General features: G+C 65.2%; 24 protein-coding genes. 15 read left to right on the forward strand and 9 right to left on the reverse strand.

Going from position 1 to position 20,040, the window contains the following annotated elements; genetic code table 11:
- The 3 genes from JNN06_RS09470 to mdh all read right to left on the reverse strand — a co-directional run.
- Positions 1-459: DEAD/DEAH box helicase (locus JNN06_RS09470; protein WP_291239343.1), on the reverse strand; the 459-nt coding region annotated here is incomplete at its 3' end.
- 181 nt (positions 460-640) lie between these two features.
- The gene (locus tag JNN06_RS09475) at positions 641-2,251 is read right to left on the reverse strand and encodes an FMN-binding glutamate synthase family protein (RefSeq protein ID WP_291239344.1); all 1,611 of its coding nucleotides are present in this window, start codon (positions 2,249-2,251) and stop codon (positions 641-643) included.
- Positions 2,252-2,464: 213 nt separating this feature from the next.
- Positions 2,465-3,427: a malate dehydrogenase gene (gene mdh, locus JNN06_RS09480; protein ID WP_291239345.1), complete on the reverse strand. Its 963-nt coding sequence runs from the start codon at positions 3,425-3,427 to the stop codon at positions 2,465-2,467.
- Positions 3,428-3,608: 181 nt separating this feature from the next.
- Between mdh and JNN06_RS09485 the strand changes: the two genes are divergently transcribed.
- Positions 3,609-4,355 carry a sulfite exporter TauE/SafE family protein gene (locus JNN06_RS09485; protein ID WP_291239346.1) on the forward strand — a complete coding sequence of 249 codons (747 nt, stop codon included), beginning with the start codon at positions 3,609-3,611 and terminating at the stop codon, positions 4,353-4,355.
- A 33-nt stretch (positions 4,356-4,388) separates the two neighbouring features.
- Here JNN06_RS09485 and JNN06_RS09490 read toward each other — a convergent pair whose 3' ends face one another.
- Positions 4,389-4,688 (reverse strand): hypothetical protein, encoded by a 300-nt coding sequence (locus JNN06_RS09490; RefSeq protein ID WP_291239347.1) that lies wholly within the window; start codon positions 4,686-4,688, stop codon positions 4,389-4,391.
- A 204-nt stretch (positions 4,689-4,892) separates the two neighbouring features.
- On the opposite strand from JNN06_RS09490, the gene JNN06_RS09495 reads away from it, so the two are divergent.
- The 14 genes from JNN06_RS09495 to JNN06_RS09560 all read left to right on the forward strand — a co-directional run bounded on the left by JNN06_RS09495 (position 4,893) and on the right by JNN06_RS09560 (position 14,369).
- On the forward strand, positions 4,893-5,753 hold the full coding sequence (locus JNN06_RS09495) for a CoA ester lyase (RefSeq protein ID WP_291239348.1): 861 nt from the start codon (positions 4,893-4,895) through the stop codon (positions 5,751-5,753).
- A gap of 38 nt (positions 5,754-5,791) precedes the next feature.
- Entirely contained in the window at positions 5,792-6,334 is a 543-nt protein-coding gene (locus tag JNN06_RS09500; protein ID WP_291239349.1) for an NnrU family protein, read from the forward strand.
- 4 nt (positions 6,335-6,338) lie between these two features.
- Positions 6,339-6,542, forward strand: a complete 204-nt coding sequence (locus JNN06_RS09505; protein ID WP_291239350.1) for a DUF1737 domain-containing protein — start codon at positions 6,339-6,341, stop codon at positions 6,540-6,542.
- Positions 6,543-6,592: 50 nt separating this feature from the next.
- Positions 6,593-7,624, forward strand: coding sequence for a MaoC family dehydratase (locus tag JNN06_RS09510; protein ID WP_291239351.1), 1,032 nt, complete (start codon positions 6,593-6,595; stop codon positions 7,622-7,624).
- Positions 7,625-7,689: 65 nt separating this feature from the next.
- Positions 7,690-8,433, forward strand: a complete 744-nt coding sequence (locus JNN06_RS09515) for a DUF4344 domain-containing metallopeptidase (RefSeq protein ID WP_291239352.1) — start codon at positions 7,690-7,692, stop codon at positions 8,431-8,433.
- 166 nt (positions 8,434-8,599) lie between these two features.
- A complete protein-coding gene (gene sdhC / locus JNN06_RS09520) occupies positions 8,600-8,983 on the forward strand; it encodes a succinate dehydrogenase, cytochrome b556 subunit (protein WP_291239353.1) in 384 nt (127 codons plus the stop codon).
- A 10-nt stretch (positions 8,984-8,993) separates the two neighbouring features.
- Complete coding sequence (gene sdhD / locus JNN06_RS09525; protein WP_291239354.1) at positions 8,994-9,365, forward strand: succinate dehydrogenase, hydrophobic membrane anchor protein; 372 nt, start codon at positions 8,994-8,996, stop codon at positions 9,363-9,365.
- Between the two features lie 11 nt (positions 9,366-9,376).
- Complete coding sequence (sdhA, locus tag JNN06_RS09530; RefSeq protein WP_291239355.1) at positions 9,377-11,182, forward strand: succinate dehydrogenase flavoprotein subunit; 1,806 nt, start codon at positions 9,377-9,379, stop codon at positions 11,180-11,182.
- Positions 11,183-11,322: 140 nt separating this feature from the next.
- Positions 11,323-11,724, forward strand: coding sequence for a hypothetical protein (locus JNN06_RS09535; RefSeq protein WP_291239356.1), 402 nt, complete (start codon positions 11,323-11,325; stop codon positions 11,722-11,724).
- A 10-nt stretch (positions 11,725-11,734) separates the two neighbouring features.
- Positions 11,735-12,049, forward strand: a complete 315-nt coding sequence (locus JNN06_RS09540) for a hypothetical protein (protein ID WP_291239357.1) — start codon at positions 11,735-11,737, stop codon at positions 12,047-12,049.
- Between the two features lie 4 nt (positions 12,050-12,053).
- Positions 12,054-12,353, forward strand: coding sequence for a hypothetical protein (locus JNN06_RS09545; protein ID WP_291239358.1), 300 nt, complete (start codon positions 12,054-12,056; stop codon positions 12,351-12,353).
- Between the two features lie 3 nt (positions 12,354-12,356).
- A complete protein-coding gene (locus tag JNN06_RS09550) occupies positions 12,357-13,133 on the forward strand; it encodes a succinate dehydrogenase iron-sulfur subunit (protein ID WP_291239359.1) in 777 nt (258 codons plus the stop codon).
- Between the two features lie 60 nt (positions 13,134-13,193).
- Positions 13,194-13,415, forward strand: a complete 222-nt coding sequence (locus tag JNN06_RS09555) for a hypothetical protein (protein ID WP_291239360.1) — start codon at positions 13,194-13,196, stop codon at positions 13,413-13,415.
- A 90-nt stretch (positions 13,416-13,505) separates the two neighbouring features.
- Complete coding sequence (locus JNN06_RS09560; protein ID WP_291239361.1) at positions 13,506-14,369, forward strand: DUF1989 domain-containing protein; 864 nt, start codon at positions 13,506-13,508, stop codon at positions 14,367-14,369.
- Between the two features lie 36 nt (positions 14,370-14,405).
- On the opposite strand, the gene JNN06_RS09565 is transcribed toward JNN06_RS09560, so the two are convergent.
- The 5 genes from JNN06_RS09565 to JNN06_RS09585 form a co-directional block, all read right to left on the reverse strand.
- Positions 14,406-15,377, reverse strand: coding sequence for an aldo/keto reductase (locus JNN06_RS09565; RefSeq protein WP_291239362.1), 972 nt, complete (start codon positions 15,375-15,377; stop codon positions 14,406-14,408).
- A gap of 200 nt (positions 15,378-15,577) precedes the next feature.
- Positions 15,578-16,294, reverse strand: coding sequence for a purine-nucleoside phosphorylase (gene deoD, locus JNN06_RS09570; protein WP_291239363.1), 717 nt, complete (start codon positions 16,292-16,294; stop codon positions 15,578-15,580).
- A gap of 60 nt (positions 16,295-16,354) precedes the next feature.
- Entirely contained in the window at positions 16,355-18,871 is a 2,517-nt protein-coding gene (locus JNN06_RS09575) for a cation:proton antiporter (protein ID WP_291239364.1), read from the reverse strand.
- A 116-nt stretch (positions 18,872-18,987) separates the two neighbouring features.
- Positions 18,988-19,383 carry a hypothetical protein gene (locus tag JNN06_RS09580; protein ID WP_291239365.1) on the reverse strand — a complete coding sequence of 132 codons (396 nt, stop codon included), beginning with the start codon at positions 19,381-19,383 and terminating at the stop codon, positions 18,988-18,990.
- The gene (locus JNN06_RS09585; RefSeq protein WP_291239366.1) at positions 19,380-20,021 is read right to left on the reverse strand and encodes a CatA-like O-acetyltransferase; all 642 of its coding nucleotides are present in this window, start codon (positions 20,019-20,021) and stop codon (positions 19,380-19,382) included. Before JNN06_RS09585 ends, JNN06_RS09580 begins: the two co-directional genes overlap by 4 nt.
- Positions 20,022-20,040: the final 19 nt, after the last annotated feature.

Here is a 20,040-nt window from a genome sequence, read left to right on the forward strand (position 1 = left end):
CAGCACCGCGACATGCAGCAGCGACATGTCAAGGCTGCCGCGCTCGATATGGTCGCGCAGACGGCCCGGCGTGCCGACAACGATATGGGCGCCGAACGACAGCGCGCGGCGCTCGGTCCGGTAATCCATGCCGCCGACGCAGGTGGCGATCTGGGCGCCCGCCTTGGCATAAAGCCATTCCAGCTCGCGCGCGACCTGTTGCGCCAATTCGCGCGTCGGCGCGATGATCAGCGCCAGCGGCGCCTCGGCGGGTTTGAGGATGTCATCGCCGCCCAGCACTTCCGTCGCCATGGCCAGGCCGAAAGCCACGGTCTTGCCCGACCCGGTCTGGGCCGAGACCAGCGCATCGCGGCCCTCCAGTTCCGGGGCGATCACGGCCTGTTGCACGGGGGTAAGGCTTTCATAGCCCTTTTCAGCAAGCGCCGCTGCCAGCGGTGCCGCAATATTCAGATCGGTCATGTCTGTTCCAAAGATGGGGCGTGGGTGCCCATGACGGCCCACCCTTCCCCATCGCGGCCGGGCCTCCCTGCCCGGCACCGCCCGGAATCATCGGAGCCTCACGCCAGCCCCTACAGCAGAACCGGCACTGCGTATAGCCCCGTTTGCACGGCCACAGCGCCAGCGGAACGCCAAGACCCGATCAGATACCGCCGTCAAATGGCTCGAACCGGTCGGACCGCGCGCGGCGCCAGCGCTTGAGATAGCCGAAACGCTCGTCATCCTCGCGCAACAGAAACCCCTCTGGCATATAGGGATAGACCTCGTCTCCCGTCACCATGTCACGGTCATTCTCGCGCATCATCAGGTGGTGCGGCTGAAAGCCGGACGGGTGCAAAAGACCTGCCGCGCCGGTCATGTCGCCAAGCGCTTTCAGCGTGTTCTTGTGAAAATTGTAGACACGCTCGGCCTTGTCGGGGACGACCAGCGCCTTTTGGCGGGCCTGATCCTGGGTTGCGACCCCTGTGGGGCAGTGATTGGTATGGCAGCTTTGCGCCTGTATGCAGCCGATGGCGAACATGAAGCCGCGCGCCGAGTTGGCCCAATCGGCGCCAAGCGCCAAAGCCTTTGCAATATCAAAGGCATGGATCAACTTTCCCGAGGCGCCAAGGCGGATGCGGTCCCGCAGGCCCGCGCCGCGCAGGGTGTTATGCGCGAAGGTCAGGCCCTCGACAAGCGGCATGCCCATGTGATTGGCAAACTCCATGGGGGCGGCGCCCGTGCCGCCTTCCTTGCCGTCGATCACGATGAAGTCGGGGGTGATGCCGGTTTCCAGCATCGCCTTGACGATGCACATGAATTCGCGTCGATGCCCGATGCACAGCTTGAAACCGACCGGCTTGCCCTGCGACAGATCGCGCAGCTGCGCGATGAACTGCATCATCTCGATCGGGGTCGAGAAGGCCGAATGCGACGCGGGAGAGACGCAATCGCGGCCCATCGGAACCCCGCGGGCCTCGGCGATCTCTGGTGTGATCTTGGCGCCGGGCAGCACACCGCCCTGCCCCGGCTTCGCCCCTTGCGACAGCTTCACCTCGATCATCCGGATCTGCGGGTCCGCCGCCTGTTCGGCAAAGCGGACCGGATCGAACCCGCCCTCGGCACTGCGCGCACCGAAATAGCCCGAGCCAAGCTCCCAGATCAGGTCGCCGCCGGCCTGGCGGTGGTAGCGGCTGATGCCCCCCTCGCCGGTATCATGGGCGAAACCGCCCCGTTTCGCCCCCCCGTTCAGCGCCAGAATGGCATTGGCAGACAGCGCGCCAAAGCTCATGGCCGAGATATTATATATCGACGCGACATAGGGTTGGCGGCAGTCTGGCCCGCCAATCGACACCCGGAAGTCATAGCTTTCGATCTTGCGAGGGCGGATGGAATGGGTCAGCCATTGATAGCCGCCGTCATACACCCGCTTTTTCGTGCCAAAGGGGCGCTTGTCCTCCACATTCTTGGCCCGCTGATAGACGATTTCGCGCTGCTCGCGCGAGAAGGGCACCTCGTCCTCGTCGCCCTCGATCAGGTATTGGCGGATCTCTGGCCGGATTTCTTCAAAGAAATAGCGGAAATGGCCGATGATCGGGTAATTGCGCAGGATGGCATGCTTGGATTGCGTGGCATCGCGCAGGCCCAGGGCCACGATGGCCGCGAAGAACAGCGCGGGCAGCCAGGCCGCCGAAGTCCAGATCATCGCCAGAAGGCTGATGCCAAGCCCGAGGATCGCCCCGATCAATGCGGACAGACGAAGATATTGCGACATTCAGGCCGATTCTCCCGCAGATTGGCGCATGATGACAATCTGGCGGTCATTCATGGCGAAATGGTTAACGTCACACTGCTCATTTTATGGGCACTCCCGGTCCGGGCCGTCAATGCAAAATGCCGGACGCTCTGATCCCAGCCCCCCAGACACAGAAAAACCCGGCACAGAGGCCGGGTTTTCACGTTTTTCAGCGGAAATCAGAGGTCCAGATCACGCCAGCGACGGGTCGATGCCTTTGCATGCCGCCACGAGGCCCTTCACCGCATCCACCGATTTGTCGAACATGGCCTGCTCGTCGGCGTTCAGCGTGATGTCGACAATGCGCTCGATCCCGTCCTTGCCGATGATGGTCGGCACGCCGACATACATGCCGTTCAGGCCAAAGGCGCCATCCACATAGGCGGCGCAGGGCAGCAGACGCTTCTGGTCTTTCAGATAGGCCTCGGCCATTTCGATCGCCGAAGTGGCGGGCGCATAGAAGGCCGAGCCGGTTTTCAGCAGGCCGACGATCTCGGCGCCACCGTCACGGGTGCGCTGCACGATGCCGTCGAGGCGCTCTTGCGTGGTCCAGCCCATCGCGACCAGATCCGGCAGCGGCACGCCGCCCACGGTGGAGTAACGGGTCAGCGGCACCATGGTATCGCCATGGCCGCCCAGCACGAAGGCCGTCACGTCGCGCATCGAGACATTGAACTCGACCGACAGGAAGTGACGGAAACGCGCCGAATCCAGCACGCCGGCCATGCCGACAACCTTGTTATGCGGCAGGCCCGAGAATTCGCGCAGCGCCCAGACCATCGCGTCCAGCGGGTTGGTGATGCAGATCACGAAGGCATTCGGAGCATATTGCTTGATGCCCTCGCCCACGGATTTCATGACCTTGAGGTTGATGCCCAGCAGGTCATCGCGGCTCATGCCCGGCTTGCGCGGCACGCCTGCGGTCACGATGCAGACATCGGCGCCCGCGATGTCCTCATAGCTGTTGGCGCCCTTCATCACGGCGTCAAAGCCCTCCGACGGGCCCGACTGCGCGATGTCGAGCGCTTTGCCCTGCGGGGTGCCTTCCGCGATGTCGAAAAGAACGACGTCGCCGAGTTCCTTGATCGCGGCGAGATGGGCGAGCGTGCCGCCGATCTGGCCTGCGCCAATCAGTGCAATCTTGGGTCGTGCCATGATTCCGTCTCCGGCTGGGATTGTATGCAATGGTATGCCTTTAGAGGCTTCCCCGGATTCTCGCAAGAATCTTGCACGACATCCGGGTGCCGCCGCGATGCGGCATGACAGGCCGGGATGGCGGGCGCAAGATGTTTGCGCTAAACCGACGCAAATTGGGCAAGAGCGACCGGGGCGGGCGATGCAGGGCGTGGAATTCTGGCTGTTGGCAGGGCTGGCCGCGATGCTGGTGGGGGCGGGCAAGGGCGGCGTGCCGGTGGTTGCCATGCTCTCGGTGCCGCTGATGAGCCTGGTGATGCCGCCGGTGATGGCTGCCGGACTGTTGCTGCCCATCTATGTCGTCTCCGACATCTTCGGCCTTTATGCCTATCGCGGCGCCTGGGATCGCCGGGTGATGGCGATTCTGGTGCCTGCGACCACCCTTGGCGTGGGCCTGGGCTGGCTGACCGCGCATTGGGTGCCGGGCTGGGTGGTCACCGGGATCGTGGGTCTGATCGGGGCGGCTTTCGCACTGAACCTGCTGCTGCGCCCGCAGCCCGAGGCGCAGACGGCTCCGGCGCGGGTGGCACCGGGGCTCTTCTGGGGCGCCGTGACCGGCTTTACCAGCTTTGTCAGCCATGCCGGGGCGCCCCCCTATCAGGTTTACACCATGCCGCTCGGGCTGCGCAAAGAGGTCTATGCCGGAACCGCCACAATCCTGTTCGCCTGGGTGAATGCGGTGAAACTCGTGCCCTATTGGGCGCTTGGGCAGATCACTTTGACGAACCTGAAGCTCTCCGCCCTTCTGGCGGTTCCGGCGGTGCTGGCGGTTTTCGCAGGGGTCTGGCTGGTGCGGCGCCTGCCCGAAGCCCTGTTCTTCAAAGCGGTCACCTGGGCCCTGCTGATCCTGTCGATCAAGTTGCTATGGGACGCTAGCCGCCTGGCGTGACAGCGATTTTTCGACGAAAAATCGCGCCCTCGCTCAGGCCGGATCGCCTTTGGCAGGCAGGGGCTCCCGCAGCGCCTCGAAGCTTTCGCCCGAGGCCAGCAGGCACACGATCCCATCCGGCATGGTGACCGTGATCGTCCAGCTGCCGGTTTCCGAGGCGAACAGCTCCATCACCGTGCTGTTCGCCGCCAGCCCGATCGCCTGCCGGCTTTCGCCATAGCGGTTCGCCAGTGTCTCCAGCACCATCTCGCGAGAGCCACATTGGGTTTGCGCCTGCGTGGCCCCGGCGAAAAGCAAAAGCGCGGGCAGGGCGTGAAGGATCTTCAGCATCATTTGGCCTTTCCGGTTGGGGCGCCCTCCGGCGCGGGTCTGCATCTGCACCAGCCTGCGCCCGAGGCGCTGAGGAAAGGTTAACGCCCTGCGCAGTCTTGCCCCGTTCTCCCCTGATGCGGTTTTTCTGCGACGCGGCAAATCTGCCCTTGCCATAAATGCCGGTTTCGTGCTTCCTCACGCAAGATTATTACTCAGGAGACTCGCATGTCGCGCCCCTTCCGTTCCGTGCTGTATATCCCCGGCTCGAAAGAGCGCGCGCTGGAAAAGGCCATGGGCCTGCCTGCCGATGCCATCATCTTTGATCTGGAAGACGCGGTCGCCCCCGAGGAAAAGCCCGCCGCGCGCAAGCTGCTGGCGCAGGTGCTGACCGATTGGGATTTCGGGGCGCGCGCGCGGATCGTGCGGATCAATGGCTTTGACACCGAATGGGGCCGCGCCGATGCCGATGCGATGGATGAGGCGATTGCCCGCGGCGCGCGGATCGACGCGGTGCTGATCCCCAAGGTCAACAGCCCCGCCGATCTGGATGCCGTGGCCAAAGCCGTGCCGGGCGCCGATCTTTGGGCGATGATGGAGACCTGTCAGGGCATGCTGAACGCCGCCGCCATCGCCGCGCATCCGCGCCTCAAGGGCATGGTGATGGGCACCAATGATCTGGCGAAGGAACTCAACAGCCGCTTCCGCCCCGACCGTTTGCCGATGCAGGCGGGCCTTGGCCTTTGCCTCTTGGCGGGCCGGGCGCATGGGCTGACCCTGATCGACGGGGTTTACAACGCCTTCAAGGATGAGGAGGGCCTGCGCGCCGAATGCGCGCAGGGCCGTGACATGGGCTTTGACGGCAAGACCCTGATCCATCCGGCGCAGCTTGAGATCGCCAATACCGCCTTTGCCCCTTCGGATGCCGAGATTGACCTCGCCAAACGCCAGATCGCGGCCTTTGACGCCGTAATGGCGCAGGGGGGCGGTGTGGCCGTGGTCGATGGCAAGATTGTCGAGAACCTGCATATCGTCACCGCCAAGGCCACCCTCGCCAAGGCGCAGGCGATTGCGGCCATGGCGGAATGATGGTTATGTGAACCAGTTTCACATAATCGGAGCCAGCCATGCCTTTGCTCGCCCTCGGCCTTGCCCTTTGGGTTGTGCCGCATCTTCTCAAACGTCTTGCCCCCGATCTGCGCGCGCAATGGGGCGAGCGCGGCAAACTGCCCCTTACCCTCGCCATGGTGGCCGGGATCGCGCTGATGGTCCTTGGCTATCGCGCGGCGGAGGGCAGCTTTTACTGGGGTCGCTCGCCTGCGATGGTGGGGATCAACAACCTGTTGATGCTGCTGTCGATCTACCTTTTCGCGGCGGCGGGCATGAAAACCGCCGTGGCGCGCAAGCTGCGGCATCCGATGTTGCTGGGCGTTGTGCTGTGGTCGGTGGCGCATCTGCTGGTGAATGGCGATACGCCCTCTTTCCTGCTGTTCGGCGGCCTGGGCCTCTGGGCGCTGATCCAGATGGCCCTGATCAACCGCGCCGAAAGCTGGACGCCGCCCGCCGCCAAACCCGCAAAATTCGAGGCCATGGCCCTGGCAGGCGCCCTGCTGGTCTATGGCGCCATCGCCGGGGTGCATTACGCGCTCGGCTATCCTGCATTCGGGTAACGCCATGAAACTGTATCGCTTTCTGTCCGATGACGACACTTCGGCCTTTTGCCACAAGGTGACCGCCGCCCTGAACAAGGGCTGGGCGCTACATGGCGGGCCGACCTATGCCTTTGATGCCGCGCGCGGTGTCATGCGCTGTGGTCAGGCGGTGGTGAAAGAGGCCCCCGGCGACTACACGCCCGAAACCAAACTGGGCGAACACTAAGCCCCCGCGCGGCGGATGGCCTCCCGCCGCGCCCCAAAAGGAGAGAGTGCATGAAGACCAACCCCGGTCGTTTCTTCGAGGATTACCGCATCGGCGAGGTGATCCGCCACGCCGTGCCCCGCACCGTCAAGACGGGCGAGCGGGCGATGTATCATGCGCTTTATCCGGCGCGTCATGCGCTTTATTCCTCGGATGTTTTCGCGCAAGGCTGCGGCCTGCCCGAAAGCCCGCTGGACGACCTGATCGCCTTTCATGTCGTGTTCGGCAAGACGGTGCCCGATGTCAGCCTGAACGCGGTGGCAAATCTGGGCTATGCCGAGGGGCGTTGGCTGCGGCCGGTCTGGCCGGGCGATACGCTGCGCGCGGAAAGCACCGTGATCGGGTTGAAAGAAAACTCCAACGGCAAGTCTGGCAATGTCTATGTCCGCACCGTCGGGCTGAACCAGGATGACGCGCCGGTGCTGGAATATGTGCGTTGGGTGATGGTGCGCAAAAACCGCCTCGATGCGCCCACGCCCGCACCGCAGGTTCCAGATCTGCAAAAAACCGTGGCGGCGAGCGACCTCGTGATCCCCGAAGGGCTGGATTTCTCCAAATATGATTTCGGCCTGGCGGGCGAGCCGCATCGCTGGGGCGATTACGCCATCGGCGAGACGATCGACCATGTGGATGGCGTGACCATCGAGGAGGCCGAGCATATGCTGGCCACCCGCCTGTGGCAGAACACGGCCAAGGTGCATTTCGACGCCACCTTCCGCGAGGATGGCAAGCGGCTGATCTATGGCGGCCATGTGATCTCGATGGCGCGGGCGCTGTCGTTCAACGGGCTGGCCAATGCGCAGATGATCGTGGCGCTGAATGGTGGCGCCCATGCCAACCCGTGCTTTGCGGGCGATACCGTCAAGGCCTGGTCCGAGGTGCTGGACAAGGCGCCGACCAGCGCCCCCGGCGTCGGCGCGATCCGGCTGCGGCTGGTCGCGGTGAAGCAAGGCGCGGCGCCCTTTGCCCTGAAAGGCGCGGATGGCAAATACGCCCCCGAGGTGCTGCTCGATCTGGATTACTGGGCACTCATGCCGCTGTGACGCTGTGATGGACGGAAGGCCACAAAGCCTCTAGCCTTCCGCCCATCCCCAATTCGGAGCCACGGATGCGCGCTGCCCCTACCCTTGCCACCCTGCTTGCCGCCCTGCTCGCCACCTCGCCCGGCTTTGCCGAGGAGGCCGACCCCAAGGCCGATTTCGTGGCCGACAATCTGGTGGCGATCTTCTATCACGAGCTGGGTCATGCCCTGATTGACCAGCTGGAATTGCCGGTTCTGGGCAAGGAGGAAGACGCCGCCGACATCCTCTCCGTCCTGCTGATCGACGATGTGTGGGAGCCGGAGATCGCGCAAGAGATCGTCGTCAACAATGCCATCGCCTATGCCATGCGCGCCGAGGCCGGGGCCGAGGACGATCCCGGCTTCTGGGATGTGCATGGCCATGATCTGCAACGCTATTATACCCATGTCTGCCTGTTTTACGGCGCCGACCCGGAACAGCGCGAAGAGTTCGCCCTCGCCGCCGATCTGCCCGAGGAACGCGCCGCCGGCTGCCCCGAGGAACGGCAACTGGCCGAGGACAGCTGGTGGACCTATCTGCAACCCCTTGCCGATCAGGCGCCCGGCACGGCGCTGGCGCTCAATGCTGCCGAGGATGAGTTCACCGCCGATGTGATCGGCGACGAGATCACCGCCCTGAACGAGCGGTTCGACCTGCCCAAAGCCGTGACGGTGGATGTGACCGAATGCGGCGAGATCAACGCCTATTACGTTCCGGCAGAGAGTCGCATCATCATGTGCACCGAGTTTTCCGAATTCCTGTGGCAACAGGCCGAGGCCGCCGAACTGTGATCACAGCCCCAAAAAATGTGATCACAAACCCGAGATTTTTTGCCTTGATAGCGTAAACGGCTCGGATTCTATGGGTTTGGGCAGGTGACTTGCCCGAAAAACGCGCTATTGAAACATCAGAATTCCTGCCAGTGCGCGGCGCCGCGCCAAGCGACAGAGGGACATCATGGCTGAAGCAAAGCGGGTTGAACGCCCCCTTTCCCCCCACCTGCAAATCTACCGTCCGCAGCTCACGTCGATCACCTCGATCCTGACGCGGATCACCGGCAACGGGCTGATCGTCGGCACGCTGCTGGCGGTCTGGTGGCTGCTCTCGGCCGCCATCGGGCCGGAGTATTTCGCCCTCGCCAATGGCGTGGCGACCTCGTGGTTCGGCGATCTGGTGTTTTTCCTCTCGGCCTGGGCGCTGTGGTATCACTACCTCGCCGGGCTGCGGCACATCTATTTCGATGCGGGCAAGGGGCTCGACATTCCCACCGCCGAAAAGCTGGGCTGGGGCTGCATCATCGGGTCGGTCGTGCTGACCGTCCTCACCGCGCTGATCGTCTGAGGGGGCCACCATGCGTTATCTGACCGCCCGCAAACGCGCCGAGGGCAAGGGTGCATCCGGCACCGGCACTGAACATCACTGGTTCATGACCGTTTCGGCCGTGGGCCTCGCGTTCATGATCCCGGTCTGGGTCTATATTTTCGGCTCCGCGCTTGGCAAAGGCCATGCCGAGGTGGTGGCGACCTTCGCCCGCCCCTTCCCGGCCATCCTGACCGGTCTCGTGCTGTTCGTGGGCATGCGCCATTTCGCCAAGGGCGCGCAGATGATGATCGAGGATTACGCCCGGGGCAGCGCCAAGAAGGGCCTGATCATGCTGGCGATTTCGATTTCCTATGCCGTGATCGCCGTGGGCTTCTACGCCCTCGCCAAGATCGCGCTCTGAGAGGCTGACCGATGACCACCGCTTACCCTTACGAAGTTCACGACTATGATGTCGTCGTGGTCGGCGCCGGTGGCGCGGGCCTGCGCGCCACGCTGGGGATGGCCGAACAGGGCCTGCGCACCGCTTGCGTGACCAAGGTGTTCCCGACCCGCTCGCACACCGTGGCGGCGCAGGGCGGCATCGCGGCCAGCCTTGCGAACATGGGCCCCGACAACTGGCAGTGGCATATGTATGACACTGTGAAGGGCTCCGACTGGCTGGGCGACACTGACGCGATGGAATATCTCGCGCGCGAAGCCCCGGCTGCCGTGTATGAGCTGGAACATTACGGCGTGCCGTTTTCGCGCACCGAAGAGGGCAAGATCTATCAGCGCCCCTTCGGCGGCCACACCACGCAATTCGGCGAAGGCCCGCCGGTGCAGCGCACCTGCGCCGCTGCCGACCGCACCGGCCACGCCATCCTGCACACGCTTTACGGCCAAAGCCTGAAGAACAACGCGGAATTCTACATCGAATATTTCGCGCTGGACCTGATCATTACCGATGGCCGCTGCACCGGCGTGGTGGCCTGGAAGCTGGATGACGGCACGATCCACGTCTTCAATGCGAAGATGACCGTGCTGGCGACCGGCGGCTATGGCCGCGCCTATTTCAGTGCCACCTCGGCCCATACCTGCACCGGCGACGGTGGCGGCATGGTCGCGCGGGCGGGCCTGCCCTTGCAGGATATGGAATTCGTGCAATTCCACCCGACCGGCATCTATGGCTCGGGCTGCCTGATCACCGAAGGCGCGCGCGGCGAGGGTGGCTATCTCACCAACTCCAAGGGCGAGCGGTTCATGGAGCGTTACGCCCCCCATTACAAAGACCTCGCGCCGCGCGACTATGTGTCCCGCTGCATGACCATGGAAATCCGCGAAGGCCGTGGCGTGGGCGAGCATGGCGATCACATCCACCTGCACCTGAACCACCTCCCGCGCGAGACGCTGGAACTGCGCCTGCCCGGCATCTCGGAATCGGCGCGCATCTTTGCCGGTGTCGATCTGCACAAGGAGCCGATCCCTGTGCTGCCGACCGTGCATTACAACATGGGCGGTATCCCGACGAACTATTGGGGCGAGGTGCTGAACCCCACGCCCGAGAACCCCGACGCCATCTTCCCCGGCCTGATGGCTGTGGGCGAGGCCGGCTGCGCCAGCGTGCATGGCGCCAACCGCCTTGGCTCCAACTCCTTGATCGACCTCGTGGTTTTCGGCCGCGCCGCCGCCATCCGCGCCGGCGAGATCGTCAACCCGAAAGAGCGCAGCGCCCCGGTGAACACCACCGAGGTCGACCGCGCGCTTGGCCGCTTTGACGCGATGCGCCATGCCAATGGCGCCATCCCCACCGCCGATCTGCGGCTGGAGATGCAGCGCACCATGCAGCGCGATGCCGCCGTGTTCCGCGCCGAGGAAACGCTGGCCGAGGGCGAAAAGAAAATGACCGAAATCGCCGGGAAGATGGGCGATCTGAAGGTCACCGACCGCAGCCTGGTGTGGAACAGCGACCTGATGGAGACGCTGGAGCTGGCCAACCTGATGCCGAACGCACTGGCCACCATCTATGGCGCCCATGCCCGCACCGAAAGCCGGGGCGCCCATGCGCATGAGGATTTCCCGAACCGCGACGACGTGAACTGGCGCAAGCACAGCCTTGCCCATGTCGACGGGGCGAAGGTCACGCTCAGCTACCGCGCCGTGCATGTCGACCCGCTGACCACCGAGGCAGAGGGCGGCATCAGCCTGAAGAAAATCGCTCCGGCAGAACGCAAGTTCTGATCTGCCGGGCCAAAATCCGCCGCCGGGCTGGCCCCGGCTGCGGTGTGGGACTGGACGTTGGGCCGCATTTCTGGTGCGGTAAGACAGTGGGTGCCGCGGCCTGCCAGCCGCCGCGCCGTATCAAGGATCAGGAGTTCAACATGCTGCGTGTCCCCTCTCTGTCTGTCCTCGCCGCCAGCGCCGCCTTGACGGTGGCGCTGCCCACGGGTGCTTTGGCGCTCGACAATCATGACCTCGTGCTGGCCTGCATGCAGAAAACCGGGGTGAAGGGCGATTACGATTATTCGCCCAAGTCGGCCATTCCGCATATGAAAGCCCTGCCCGGCGGCACCGCAGCCGGGGCCGCGCGCCTGAATGCCTGCATCGAACAGTCGATCGACATCTATCGCCCTGCCTATGTCGGGCGCGCCAGCGGCGAAATGGATGATCTGACCCGGGGCCGCATCGCCATTGCCATGGCGAACGAGCGCAATTCGGAATCCGCGCCCTGCCAGATCGTCATGGTCGGTGGTGCCGGTTACACCTGCCACCGGCCGTGGTGATGAGGGCGTGATGCGTCTGGCCCTCCTCCTCCCGCTTGGCCTGATGGCCGCCTGCTCGCCGCAGAGCCTCGCCGATGGCGTGACCGACCGCGCCGCGCGCTCTGTCACCGTGCAGGTGCTGCAAGCCTATATGACCGCGCCACAGGCCGAGATTGCCGCCGATTGCGTGCTGGGCAATGCCGATATTGCCGAGCGTCGCGCGCTGGCCCGGGATGTGGGCGTGCGCCCCGGCACGCTGACCAGCCAGAATGTCACCAATATCATCCGTCGCCCCGGCACCGGCGCCTGCCTGCGCAGCCGTGGCGTGACGCTGGGAGGCGCGTGAACCGATGCGCGCCGCCGCCCTCGCCCTGTTGATCGCCCTGCCCCTCGCCGCCTGCGGCCCCGTCTCGCGCGAGCAGGCCGAGCGCGACTGCTTCTCCCGCGCGCGTCTGGCCCAACAGCCGCGCGGCGAGGTCGGCGTCGGCATCGACAGCGAGGGCCGCACCCACAGCTCGCTGAAGCTGTCGGTCTCTTCCGATTACATCCAGGGCCGCGACCCCGCCGCCGTCTATGATGCCTGCGTCTATCAGAAATCCGGGCAAATGCCGTCGCAGCCCCTCTACACACGTCCCGATTGGAGAGACTAGCCAATGGTCCAGTTCACCCTGCCAAAGAACTCCAAAATCCGCACCGGCAAGACCTGGCCGAAGCCGGAAGGCAAGAATGTGCGCAAGTTCCAGATTTACCGCTGGAACCCGGATGACGGGCAAAACCCGCGCGTCGACACCTATTTCCTTGATATGGACAAGTGCGGCCCGATGGTGCTGGACGCGCTGATCAAGATCAAGAACGAGGTCGACCCGACGCTGACCTTCCGCCGCTCCTGCCGCGAGGGTATCTGCGGCTCTTGCGCCATGAATATCGACGGGATCAACACGCTGGCCTGTATCTATGGGCTGGATGAGGTGCGGGGCGATGTGAAGATCTACCCGCTGCCGCATATGCCGGTCATCAAGGATCTGATCCCCGACCTGACCCATTTCTATGCCCAGCATGCCAGCATCATGCCCTGGCTGGAAACCAAGACCAATACCCCCGCGAAAGAATGGCGCCAGTCGATCGAGGATCGCAAGAAGCTTGATGGTCTCTATGAATGCGTGATGTGCGCCAGCTGCTCCACCTCCTGCCCAAGCTATTGGTGGAACGGGGATAAATACCTCGGCCCGGCCGCGCTGCTGCATGCCTATCGCTGGATCATCGACTCGCGCGACGAGGCCACGGGCGAGCGTCTGGACAATCTTGAAGACCCCTTCAAGCTCTATCGCTGCCACACGATCATGAACTGCGCCAAGACCTGCCCCAAGGGCCTGAATCCGGCCAAAGCGATTGCCGAGATCAAGAAGATGATGGTCGAACGCGCGGTGTAAGCGCCGCAATGTCAGGAAAGCCCCGGCCCTCGCGCCGGGGCTTTTGCATGAGGGCCTGCGATGATCCTGCTGCTTCCCCTGCTGGCGATTGGCGTTTTTCTGTATCTCTGGCTCTCGCGCCGGGGCAGCACGCTGACGCGGCACTGCCTGTGGCGGCTGCACCGCGCCGAGGGGGTGTGGCGCTGTGCGGCCTGTGGGGCGGAAAGCGCGGGGGGCCCGACGGCGCCGCGCCATTGTCTGCGCCCGCCACCACCGGATGCGGGCGGCAGGCCGCGCGGATAGGGCGGTTTGCGGTGGCACGGCATGGCTTTTCTTGACATTGTTCAACACTCGACGCAGCCTGCCCTACAAAACACCACAGGGACGACTGCCATGAAACGGAACCCCGCAGAACATGCACCCCCCGCCGATGCCGGAGCCCGCCGTGCGGTGGGGCCGGTCATTTGCTACCCGGTTGAAACCCTGCCCGCCCCAGATCTGGCCGCCTATCGCGCGGCGCGGGAGGCGTGGCGCAAGACCGGCGAGGTTCTGGTTCCGGCGCGCGACGCCGCCAGTTTCACCGTGCCGGCGGGGCATTTTTTCCGTATCACCAGCGTGGAGGGGCCGCAGGTCGGCGACCTGAATTTGTGGAATGCCAATAACTTGGCCGAAAGGTTCTATTCAGGCAAGACCCGCGCCCTGCATGGCACCCATCTGTCAACCGGCGACCGGATGTGGACCAGCCACCCGCATTTGCGGCCCATGGCGACGATCACCGATGACACGCTGGACTGGTATGGCTTCGACGGGTTCGGCGGTGCGGTGCATGATGTGATCGGCACGCGCTGCGACCCCTATACCCATAATCTGCTGAGCCATGGCGGCCAGTATCATCACTGCTGCCATTCCAACCTGACCCGGGCGCTGGCCGATGCGCGGGGGCTGCCATTGGCCGAGGCCGAGGGCTATGTGCATGATGTGCTTAATGTTTTCATGTGCACCGGCTTCACCCGCAGCACAGGGCAATATTTCATGAAGGCCAGCCCTGTGCGGCCCGGCGACTATCTGGAGTTCTTCGCCGAGATCGACCTGCTGGGGGCCTTGTCGGCCTGTCCGGGGGGCGATTGCTCGTCCGAGCATTCCTCGGACGCGGCGGCCTGCTATCCGATGCTGGTGGAAATCTTCGCGCCCAAGGCGCCCCCCGCAGGCTGGGCGCCGCCCCCGCTGAACGGCTATGACCAAAGCCATGGCCGTTAAGCGCCCGATTTTTCTGCGAAAAATCGCCGTCTGGGGTCAGCAGTAGCGCTCGACCCCATGCAGTTGGTGATCGCCATAGCGGTCACCGGCGGCAAAGCCTGCGGGGAGGAGGGTTTCGATTTCGGCGCGGTCGGCCGGGGTCAGAATGGGCAGGGGGAGCCATTGCTGCAAGCGCTCGGGCCGCCGCGTGCCGGGGATCGGGATCACGCCCTCGCGGGCCACCCAAGCCAGCGCCGTGGCCGGAACCGACCAGCCGCGCGCGGCGCACCAGGCCCGCAAGCCATTGATCCGGTTTATATTTCGGCTGAAGTTCGGCTCGGTGAAGCGCGGATTCTGGGCGCGGAACCCATCCTGCACCTGATCCAGCCGCAGGGGGTGATCGCCCAACATGCCGCGCGCCAAGGGCGAGAAGGCCACAAAACTGACGCCAAGCCTTTGACATTCCTGCAAAACCCCCAGTTCCGGCTGGCGGGTCCAAAGCGAATATTCGTTCTGGACGGCCAGACAGGGGTGGAGGGCATGGGCCTGGCGCAGGGTTTCAGGCGCGATTTCCGACAATCCGTATCCGCCTATTTTCCCTTCCGTTTCAAGTGCTTGCAGCGTGCCGATCACCTCCTCCAGCGGGCGGGTGGCGTCGCGGCGGTGGATGTAGAACAGGTCCACCCGCTCCACCCCCAGACGCCGCAAACTGCCCTCCAGCTCGGCGCGCAGATAGGCGGAATCGTTGGTCACGCCGCGCGGCGGGCCGTTCACGATGCCCGCTTTGGTGGCGAGAACCAGCCCCTGCGGACGGCGCGTCGCCCGCCACCGGCCAATGATGGTTTCACAGAGGCCCGCGCCGTAAATATTTGCCACATCAAGGAAATTTATCCCGGCCTCCCACATGGCATCGAGGCAGCGCAGGCTTTCTGCCTCATCCGTGGGGCCGAAAATCCCGCCAAAGGACATGGCGCCGAGGCCGAGGGGCGAGACCTGCGGGCCACGGGTTCCGAGGGGAGAGAGCTGCATCTGGCATCCTTTTGCGCTGCGGCGAGGGGAAGCCAGACAACACCCTCGAATCGGTCTGCGCAAGCCCTCAAATGCCGGGCGAAACGGTCATGCGCTGTACAGTTTGCCCCCGATCCGGGGGGCAAAGTGTCATGGCGTGTACTGTTTTGCAGCGGGGCAAACCGCGAAGCGGTAACGGGATGTACACCCGCCCTGCCGCCTCAGGCAAAGGCAGCGGTCAGCGCGATTTCCACCATGTCGCCAAAGCTGGTTTCGCGCTGATCGGCGGGCAGCGCCTCGTCGGTGAGGATGTGATCGGAGATCGTCATCACCGCCAGCGCGCGGCGGCCATAGCGGGCGGCGAGGGTGTAAAGCTCGGCGGCCTCCATCTCCACCGCCAGCACGCCATGGCGCTGCATCTGGTCAGAGAGGTCCTGCCGCTCGTCATAGAAGGTGTCGGAGGAATAGATCGCGCCCGCATGAAGGCCGATGCCGCGCTGCGCGGAGATCGCAAGGCCCGCGTCATGCGCCGCCTTCAGCAGGCCGAAATCGGCCACCGGCGCAAAGTTCAGCTCGCGGAAGATCGTGCGCGAGGGCGAGCCGGCGGTGCAGCAGGCCTGCGCCAGCACCACGTCGCGCACCTTCACATGATGCTGCAAGGCGCCGGCCGAGCCGATGCGGATGAGGGTTTGCGCGCCATAATCGCGGATCAGCTCATTGGCATAGATCGACATCGAGGGCATGCCCATGCCGGTGCCATGGATGGTGACAGGGTGGCCGCGCCAGGTGCCGGTATAGCCCAGCATGCCGCGCACCTCGTTCACCAGCACGGCATCTTGCAGGAAGGTTTGCGCGGCCCAGCGGGCGCGGTAGGGATCGCCCGGCAGCAGCACGGTTTCGGCAATCTCGCCGGGTTTGGCACCGATATGGAATGTCATTCGCATCTCCCTCAACTGGGGCGACTATGCCGGGCGCGGGCCGGGGCGGCAAGGGTGCCGTCAGGGAGCGGGGGCTGGAACGGGCGCCGGAAGGGCCTCGCCTTCCATCAGCTTGCGGCGCTTGGTGCTTTCCTCCACCGCCTGCCGGAGCTGGTCGTTCTTGGCGAGCAGATCGAGGAAGCGGGCCTCGTCAAGGCGCAGCAGGGTGCAATGGGTCAGCGCCCGGGCATCGGCGCGGCGCGGGCGGCGGGTGAGGATGCCCAACTGGCCGAACATCTCGCCCCGGCCCAGTTTCTGCACCTGACCCGCGAAGGTGACCTCCACCGCGCCGGAGGCGATGAAGAACACATGCCGCGCCGGATCGCCCTTGCGCAGCAGCGTGTCGCCGGGATGGGCATAGACGGTGGCGATGCGTTTCTGCACCATCTTGAGCTGCGCGGCATCCAGCCCGGCCAGCGCGGGCAATTGGCGCAGCATCTCGGATTTCTGCATCGCGAGGTCGAGCGGCGGGCGCTGCGCCTGCCGGGCGCGGGCCTCGCGCATGGATTGCATGAGGGCGGTATGCACCTCGCGGCCGATCAGCCCGTCGGCCAGCATGGTGTCATATTCGCGCTCTTCCAGACGGAGGGCGAGACGGCGGATGAAGCGGCGCTCCAGCTCTTCGGCATAGCCGGGATATTGCAGGCGCAAGGCCTCCAGCGCCTCGGCATTGGCGGTCTGGCGGGTGGTCAGCACCTGATGCAGGATCTCGGCCACGCGGCGGCCATGGATGCGGCGGATCTTGCTGTCGATATAGAGGTGGAGTTCTTCGAGGATGCGGCGCTGGCCCAGAAGCATCTCGAAGCGCGAGGCGATCAGCTGGGCCAGCGGGCGCGAGAGGCGCAGGCTGTTATGCACGCGGATGGCCCAGCGTTCGCCACGGGCAAAGCGCAGGCCCCGGCGGGCGGCGCGCAGATAGCCCGCGCGGCCGCCGGTGCGGGTGGCCTCCATCAGGCGGTCGGTCTGGGCCAGCAGGCGCTCGGCCTCGTCTGGTGCCAGTTCCTGATCGTGGAAGGCCTCCAGCACGCGGTCGCGCTCGTGGCCGGTCATGGCCAGCAGGCCGAGCGGCACACGGTCTTTCTGGCGGATGGCGGTTTCGGCATCGGCGAGGGCCACGGCCTGATCAAGGCGCCCGGCAAAGGCCTTGGCCTCGGAGCGGACGATGTCGTGATCGAGGTTGTGATCCTTGACGCTGGAGGCCACGCCCTCGCGCACGGTTTGCAGCGCCACGGCGACGGCCTGCCGCGAGAGCGCAAGGTCGAGGGTGGAGAGGCGGGCAAGGCCCAGGGCGCGCACGACGCGGCGCAGCGTGGAGCCCTGGATGAACAGGGTGTACAGCGTGAAGCCGGTGGCAAGGATGCCCAGCTCGCGCCGGATGTCGGAGGGCACGCGCCAGTTCTCGGTGACGGCCAGCGCAAGGGCGAGGGTCACGGCGCCGCGCAAGCCCCCCCAAAGCATCGCGATGCGATAGGGCCGCTCGACCTGCGGCGAGAGGTTGAAGCTCGAGAGCAGCGGCAGCACGCCCCAGAGCATGACGATGCGGGCGGCGCTGGCGGCGAGGATCACCACGAGGATCAGCAGGAAATCGGCGGGTTTGGCATCGCCCAGCAGGCGCGGGATGAGAAGCGAGGCCATGACGAAGATCAGGGCGCCGGCCCAATGGGCGAGCAAGTCCCAGACCTCGCGCAGGTTGGTCCAGGCGGCGGGGGCAAGGCGGCCCGGCGCCAGCCAGTTCAGCGTCATGCCGCCCACCACCACCGCCACCACGCCCGAGGCATGCAGCACATGGTCGGCGATGACATAGGTGGCATAGGGAATGGCGATGGAGAGCGACAGTTGCGCCAGCGGCCAATGCCCCAGAAGGCGCATGGCGCGCAAGGCGATGCGGGCGATCACCCAGCCGCAGATCGCCCCGGAGACGATGATGGTGGGCAGGCCGATCAGCGCGTCGCGCAGCGTGGGATTGGGCACGCCCGCCATGACAAAGCTGAGGAAAAAGCCAAAGAGCGCGATGGCGGCCGCATCGTTCAGCAGGCTTTCGCCCTCGACGATGCGGGCAAGGCGCTGCGGGGTGGAGAGGCTGCGGAAGATCGAGACCACGGCGGAGGGATCGGTGGTGGAGACCACGGCGCCCAGCAGGAAGCAGGCCAGCAGCGGCATGCTGCTGAAGGGCGAGAGGGCAAGGCCGACAAAGGCGGTGGCGACCAGCACGGCCAGCACGGCCATGACAAGGATCGGCACCCAGTCATCCAGCATCCGGCGCAGGTCCAGCCCGAGTGCGACCTGAAAGATCAGCGTCGGCAGAAAGACATACATGAAGACCGAGGATTTGATCGGCAGCGCCAGCAGGGACGCGACCTCGGGGGCGAGCTGGTCGCCCCAGGCGGCGGCAAGGCCCACCGATGTGGCCCCGAGCGCCGCACCGATCACGGCCAGAACCACGGAATAAGGCAGGCGCAACCGCTCCGCCACCGGCTCGGCCAGGGCGATCACCACGAAAAGGACCGCAAGGGCCGAAACAAGCAAGACAATATCCATGGCGGCAGGATAGGCGATGCGGCGCAGCGGCGAAACCGGGTGTCACCATTTTGTGCGCAGGTTTTTCACCCGGCGGGCTGCGATTTTTCTGCGAAAAATCGGGGCGCGCGCGCCTGTCAGGGGTGGATGGTCAGAACATGGCCCCTGCGGGCGTTCAGGCCAAGAATGTCGAAGCGCAGCGGGCCAAAGGTCGCGGTCCGGGTATCGGGGCCGAAAAGCCGGGTCTCATCCTGCCATTTGGCCCCGGTGGCCACACGCACCGACCAGTCGCCCGGGGGCAGCAGCACCCGCAGTGGGGTTCCGGCCCTTGCATAGGCCGTCAGGATCACCGCCCCCGTGGCCGGGTCTGTGACGGTGAGGTGGCCGCTTTGCGCCGGAGGCAGGCGCAGCACCAGAGGAAAGGTGCGCGGCAAATCGATCCCGGACCGGATCAGGCCATGTTCCGGCTCGGCCCGCGCCGCGACAGGCGCCAAGAGGGCAAGCAAGAGCAGGCAGACCAGCAGGCGCCTCATGCGGCAAACTCTGCACAGGCCGCCTGCATGGCGGCGAAAAAGGCCGCGACATGCGCGCCGTCGGCCAGGCCATGATGCACCTGCAAGGCCACCGCCATCGTCCAGCGCCCGGCGGGCTCGGGGGTATAGCGGCCCCAGCAGACGCGGGGGATGGTGTCATCGGCATCGAAAACCGGATTGTCGAAGGCGGTGAAATCCAGCCAGGGCTGGCAGGAGAGGAAGGCCACGCCGTCCTCGCCCTCGATGCCCGGCTCCATCTCGCCGCGCGCCAGCGTCGCGGTGATCTCGGCCCGGGCGGCGGGGGCGAAGGCGGCAAATTCGGGCTGCCAGTCGAGATAGGTGAACCCCAGACGGCCATCGGGGAATTGCAGCGTGGGCGACAGGCGCAGCCGGTCATGGATCACCACGCGGTCGCCGCGAATGCGGCAGCGCAGCTCTGGCACGGCATGCAGCCCCGCCCCGGCGGCATGGACACAGGCAAGATAGCCCGAAAAGCGCGCGGCCTGCGCCTTGCGCGCCAGAATGGCGGTCACGTCGATACGGGCGGTGACCGAATATTGCGGCTTTTGAAAACGGCGGAACAGGGCCAGCGCCTCGCGCCGGGGCCATGTGGCAAGGTCGATCTCGGTCGCAGCCATGCGCCTCCTCCCCCCTCTG

This window comes from Gemmobacter sp., assembly GCF_016792925.1.
GTDB lineage: Bacteria > Pseudomonadota > Alphaproteobacteria > Rhodobacterales > Rhodobacteraceae > Gemmobacter.

Coding starts and splice junctions, on each gene's coding strand:
- JNN06_RS09560 (WP_291239361.1), top strand. CDS start 13,506: ATGAAACGGAACCCCGCAGAACATGCACCCCCCGCCGATGCCGGAGCC.
- JNN06_RS09495 (WP_291239348.1), top strand. CDS start 4,893: ATGTCGCGCCCCTTCCGTTCCGTGCTGTATATCCCCGGCTCGAAAGAG.
- JNN06_RS09535 (WP_291239356.1), top strand. CDS start 11,323: ATGCTGCGTGTCCCCTCTCTGTCTGTCCTCGCCGCCAGCGCCGCCTTG.
- JNN06_RS09500 (WP_291239349.1), top strand. CDS start 5,792: ATGCCTTTGCTCGCCCTCGGCCTTGCCCTTTGGGTTGTGCCGCATCTT.
- deoD (WP_291239363.1), bottom strand. CDS start 16,294: ATGACATTCCATATCGGTGCCAAACCCGGCGAGATTGCCGAAACCGTG.
- JNN06_RS09545 (WP_291239358.1), top strand. CDS start 12,054: ATGCGCGCCGCCGCCCTCGCCCTGTTGATCGCCCTGCCCCTCGCCGCC.
- JNN06_RS09510 (WP_291239351.1), top strand. CDS start 6,593: ATGAAGACCAACCCCGGTCGTTTCTTCGAGGATTACCGCATCGGCGAG.
- JNN06_RS09565 (WP_291239362.1), bottom strand. CDS start 15,377: ATGCAGCTCTCTCCCCTCGGAACCCGTGGCCCGCAGGTCTCGCCCCTC.
- JNN06_RS09585 (WP_291239366.1), bottom strand. CDS start 20,021: ATGGCTGCGACCGAGATCGACCTTGCCACATGGCCCCGGCGCGAGGCG.
- JNN06_RS09575 (WP_291239364.1), bottom strand. CDS start 18,871: ATGGATATTGTCTTGCTTGTTTCGGCCCTTGCGGTCCTTTTCGTGGTG.
- JNN06_RS09540 (WP_291239357.1), top strand. CDS start 11,735: ATGCGTCTGGCCCTCCTCCTCCCGCTTGGCCTGATGGCCGCCTGCTCG.
- sdhA (WP_291239355.1), top strand. CDS start 9,377: ATGACCACCGCTTACCCTTACGAAGTTCACGACTATGATGTCGTCGTG.
- JNN06_RS09515 (WP_291239352.1), top strand. CDS start 7,690: ATGCGCGCTGCCCCTACCCTTGCCACCCTGCTTGCCGCCCTGCTCGCC.
- sdhD (WP_291239354.1), top strand. CDS start 8,994: ATGCGTTATCTGACCGCCCGCAAACGCGCCGAGGGCAAGGGTGCATCC.
- JNN06_RS09580 (WP_291239365.1), bottom strand. CDS start 19,383: ATGAGGCGCCTGCTGGTCTGCCTGCTCTTGCTTGCCCTCTTGGCGCCT.
- sdhC (WP_291239353.1), top strand. CDS start 8,600: ATGGCTGAAGCAAAGCGGGTTGAACGCCCCCTTTCCCCCCACCTGCAA.
- JNN06_RS09555 (WP_291239360.1), top strand. CDS start 13,194: ATGATCCTGCTGCTTCCCCTGCTGGCGATTGGCGTTTTTCTGTATCTC.
- JNN06_RS09550 (WP_291239359.1), top strand. CDS start 12,357: ATGGTCCAGTTCACCCTGCCAAAGAACTCCAAAATCCGCACCGGCAAG.
- mdh (WP_291239345.1), bottom strand. CDS start 3,427: ATGGCACGACCCAAGATTGCACTGATTGGCGCAGGCCAGATCGGCGGC.
- JNN06_RS09475 (WP_291239344.1), bottom strand. CDS start 2,251: ATGTCGCAATATCTTCGTCTGTCCGCATTGATCGGGGCGATCCTCGGG.
- JNN06_RS09490 (WP_291239347.1), bottom strand. CDS start 4,688: ATGATGCTGAAGATCCTTCACGCCCTGCCCGCGCTTTTGCTTTTCGCC.
- JNN06_RS09505 (WP_291239350.1), top strand. CDS start 6,339: ATGAAACTGTATCGCTTTCTGTCCGATGACGACACTTCGGCCTTTTGC.
- JNN06_RS09485 (WP_291239346.1), top strand. CDS start 3,609: ATGCAGGGCGTGGAATTCTGGCTGTTGGCAGGGCTGGCCGCGATGCTG.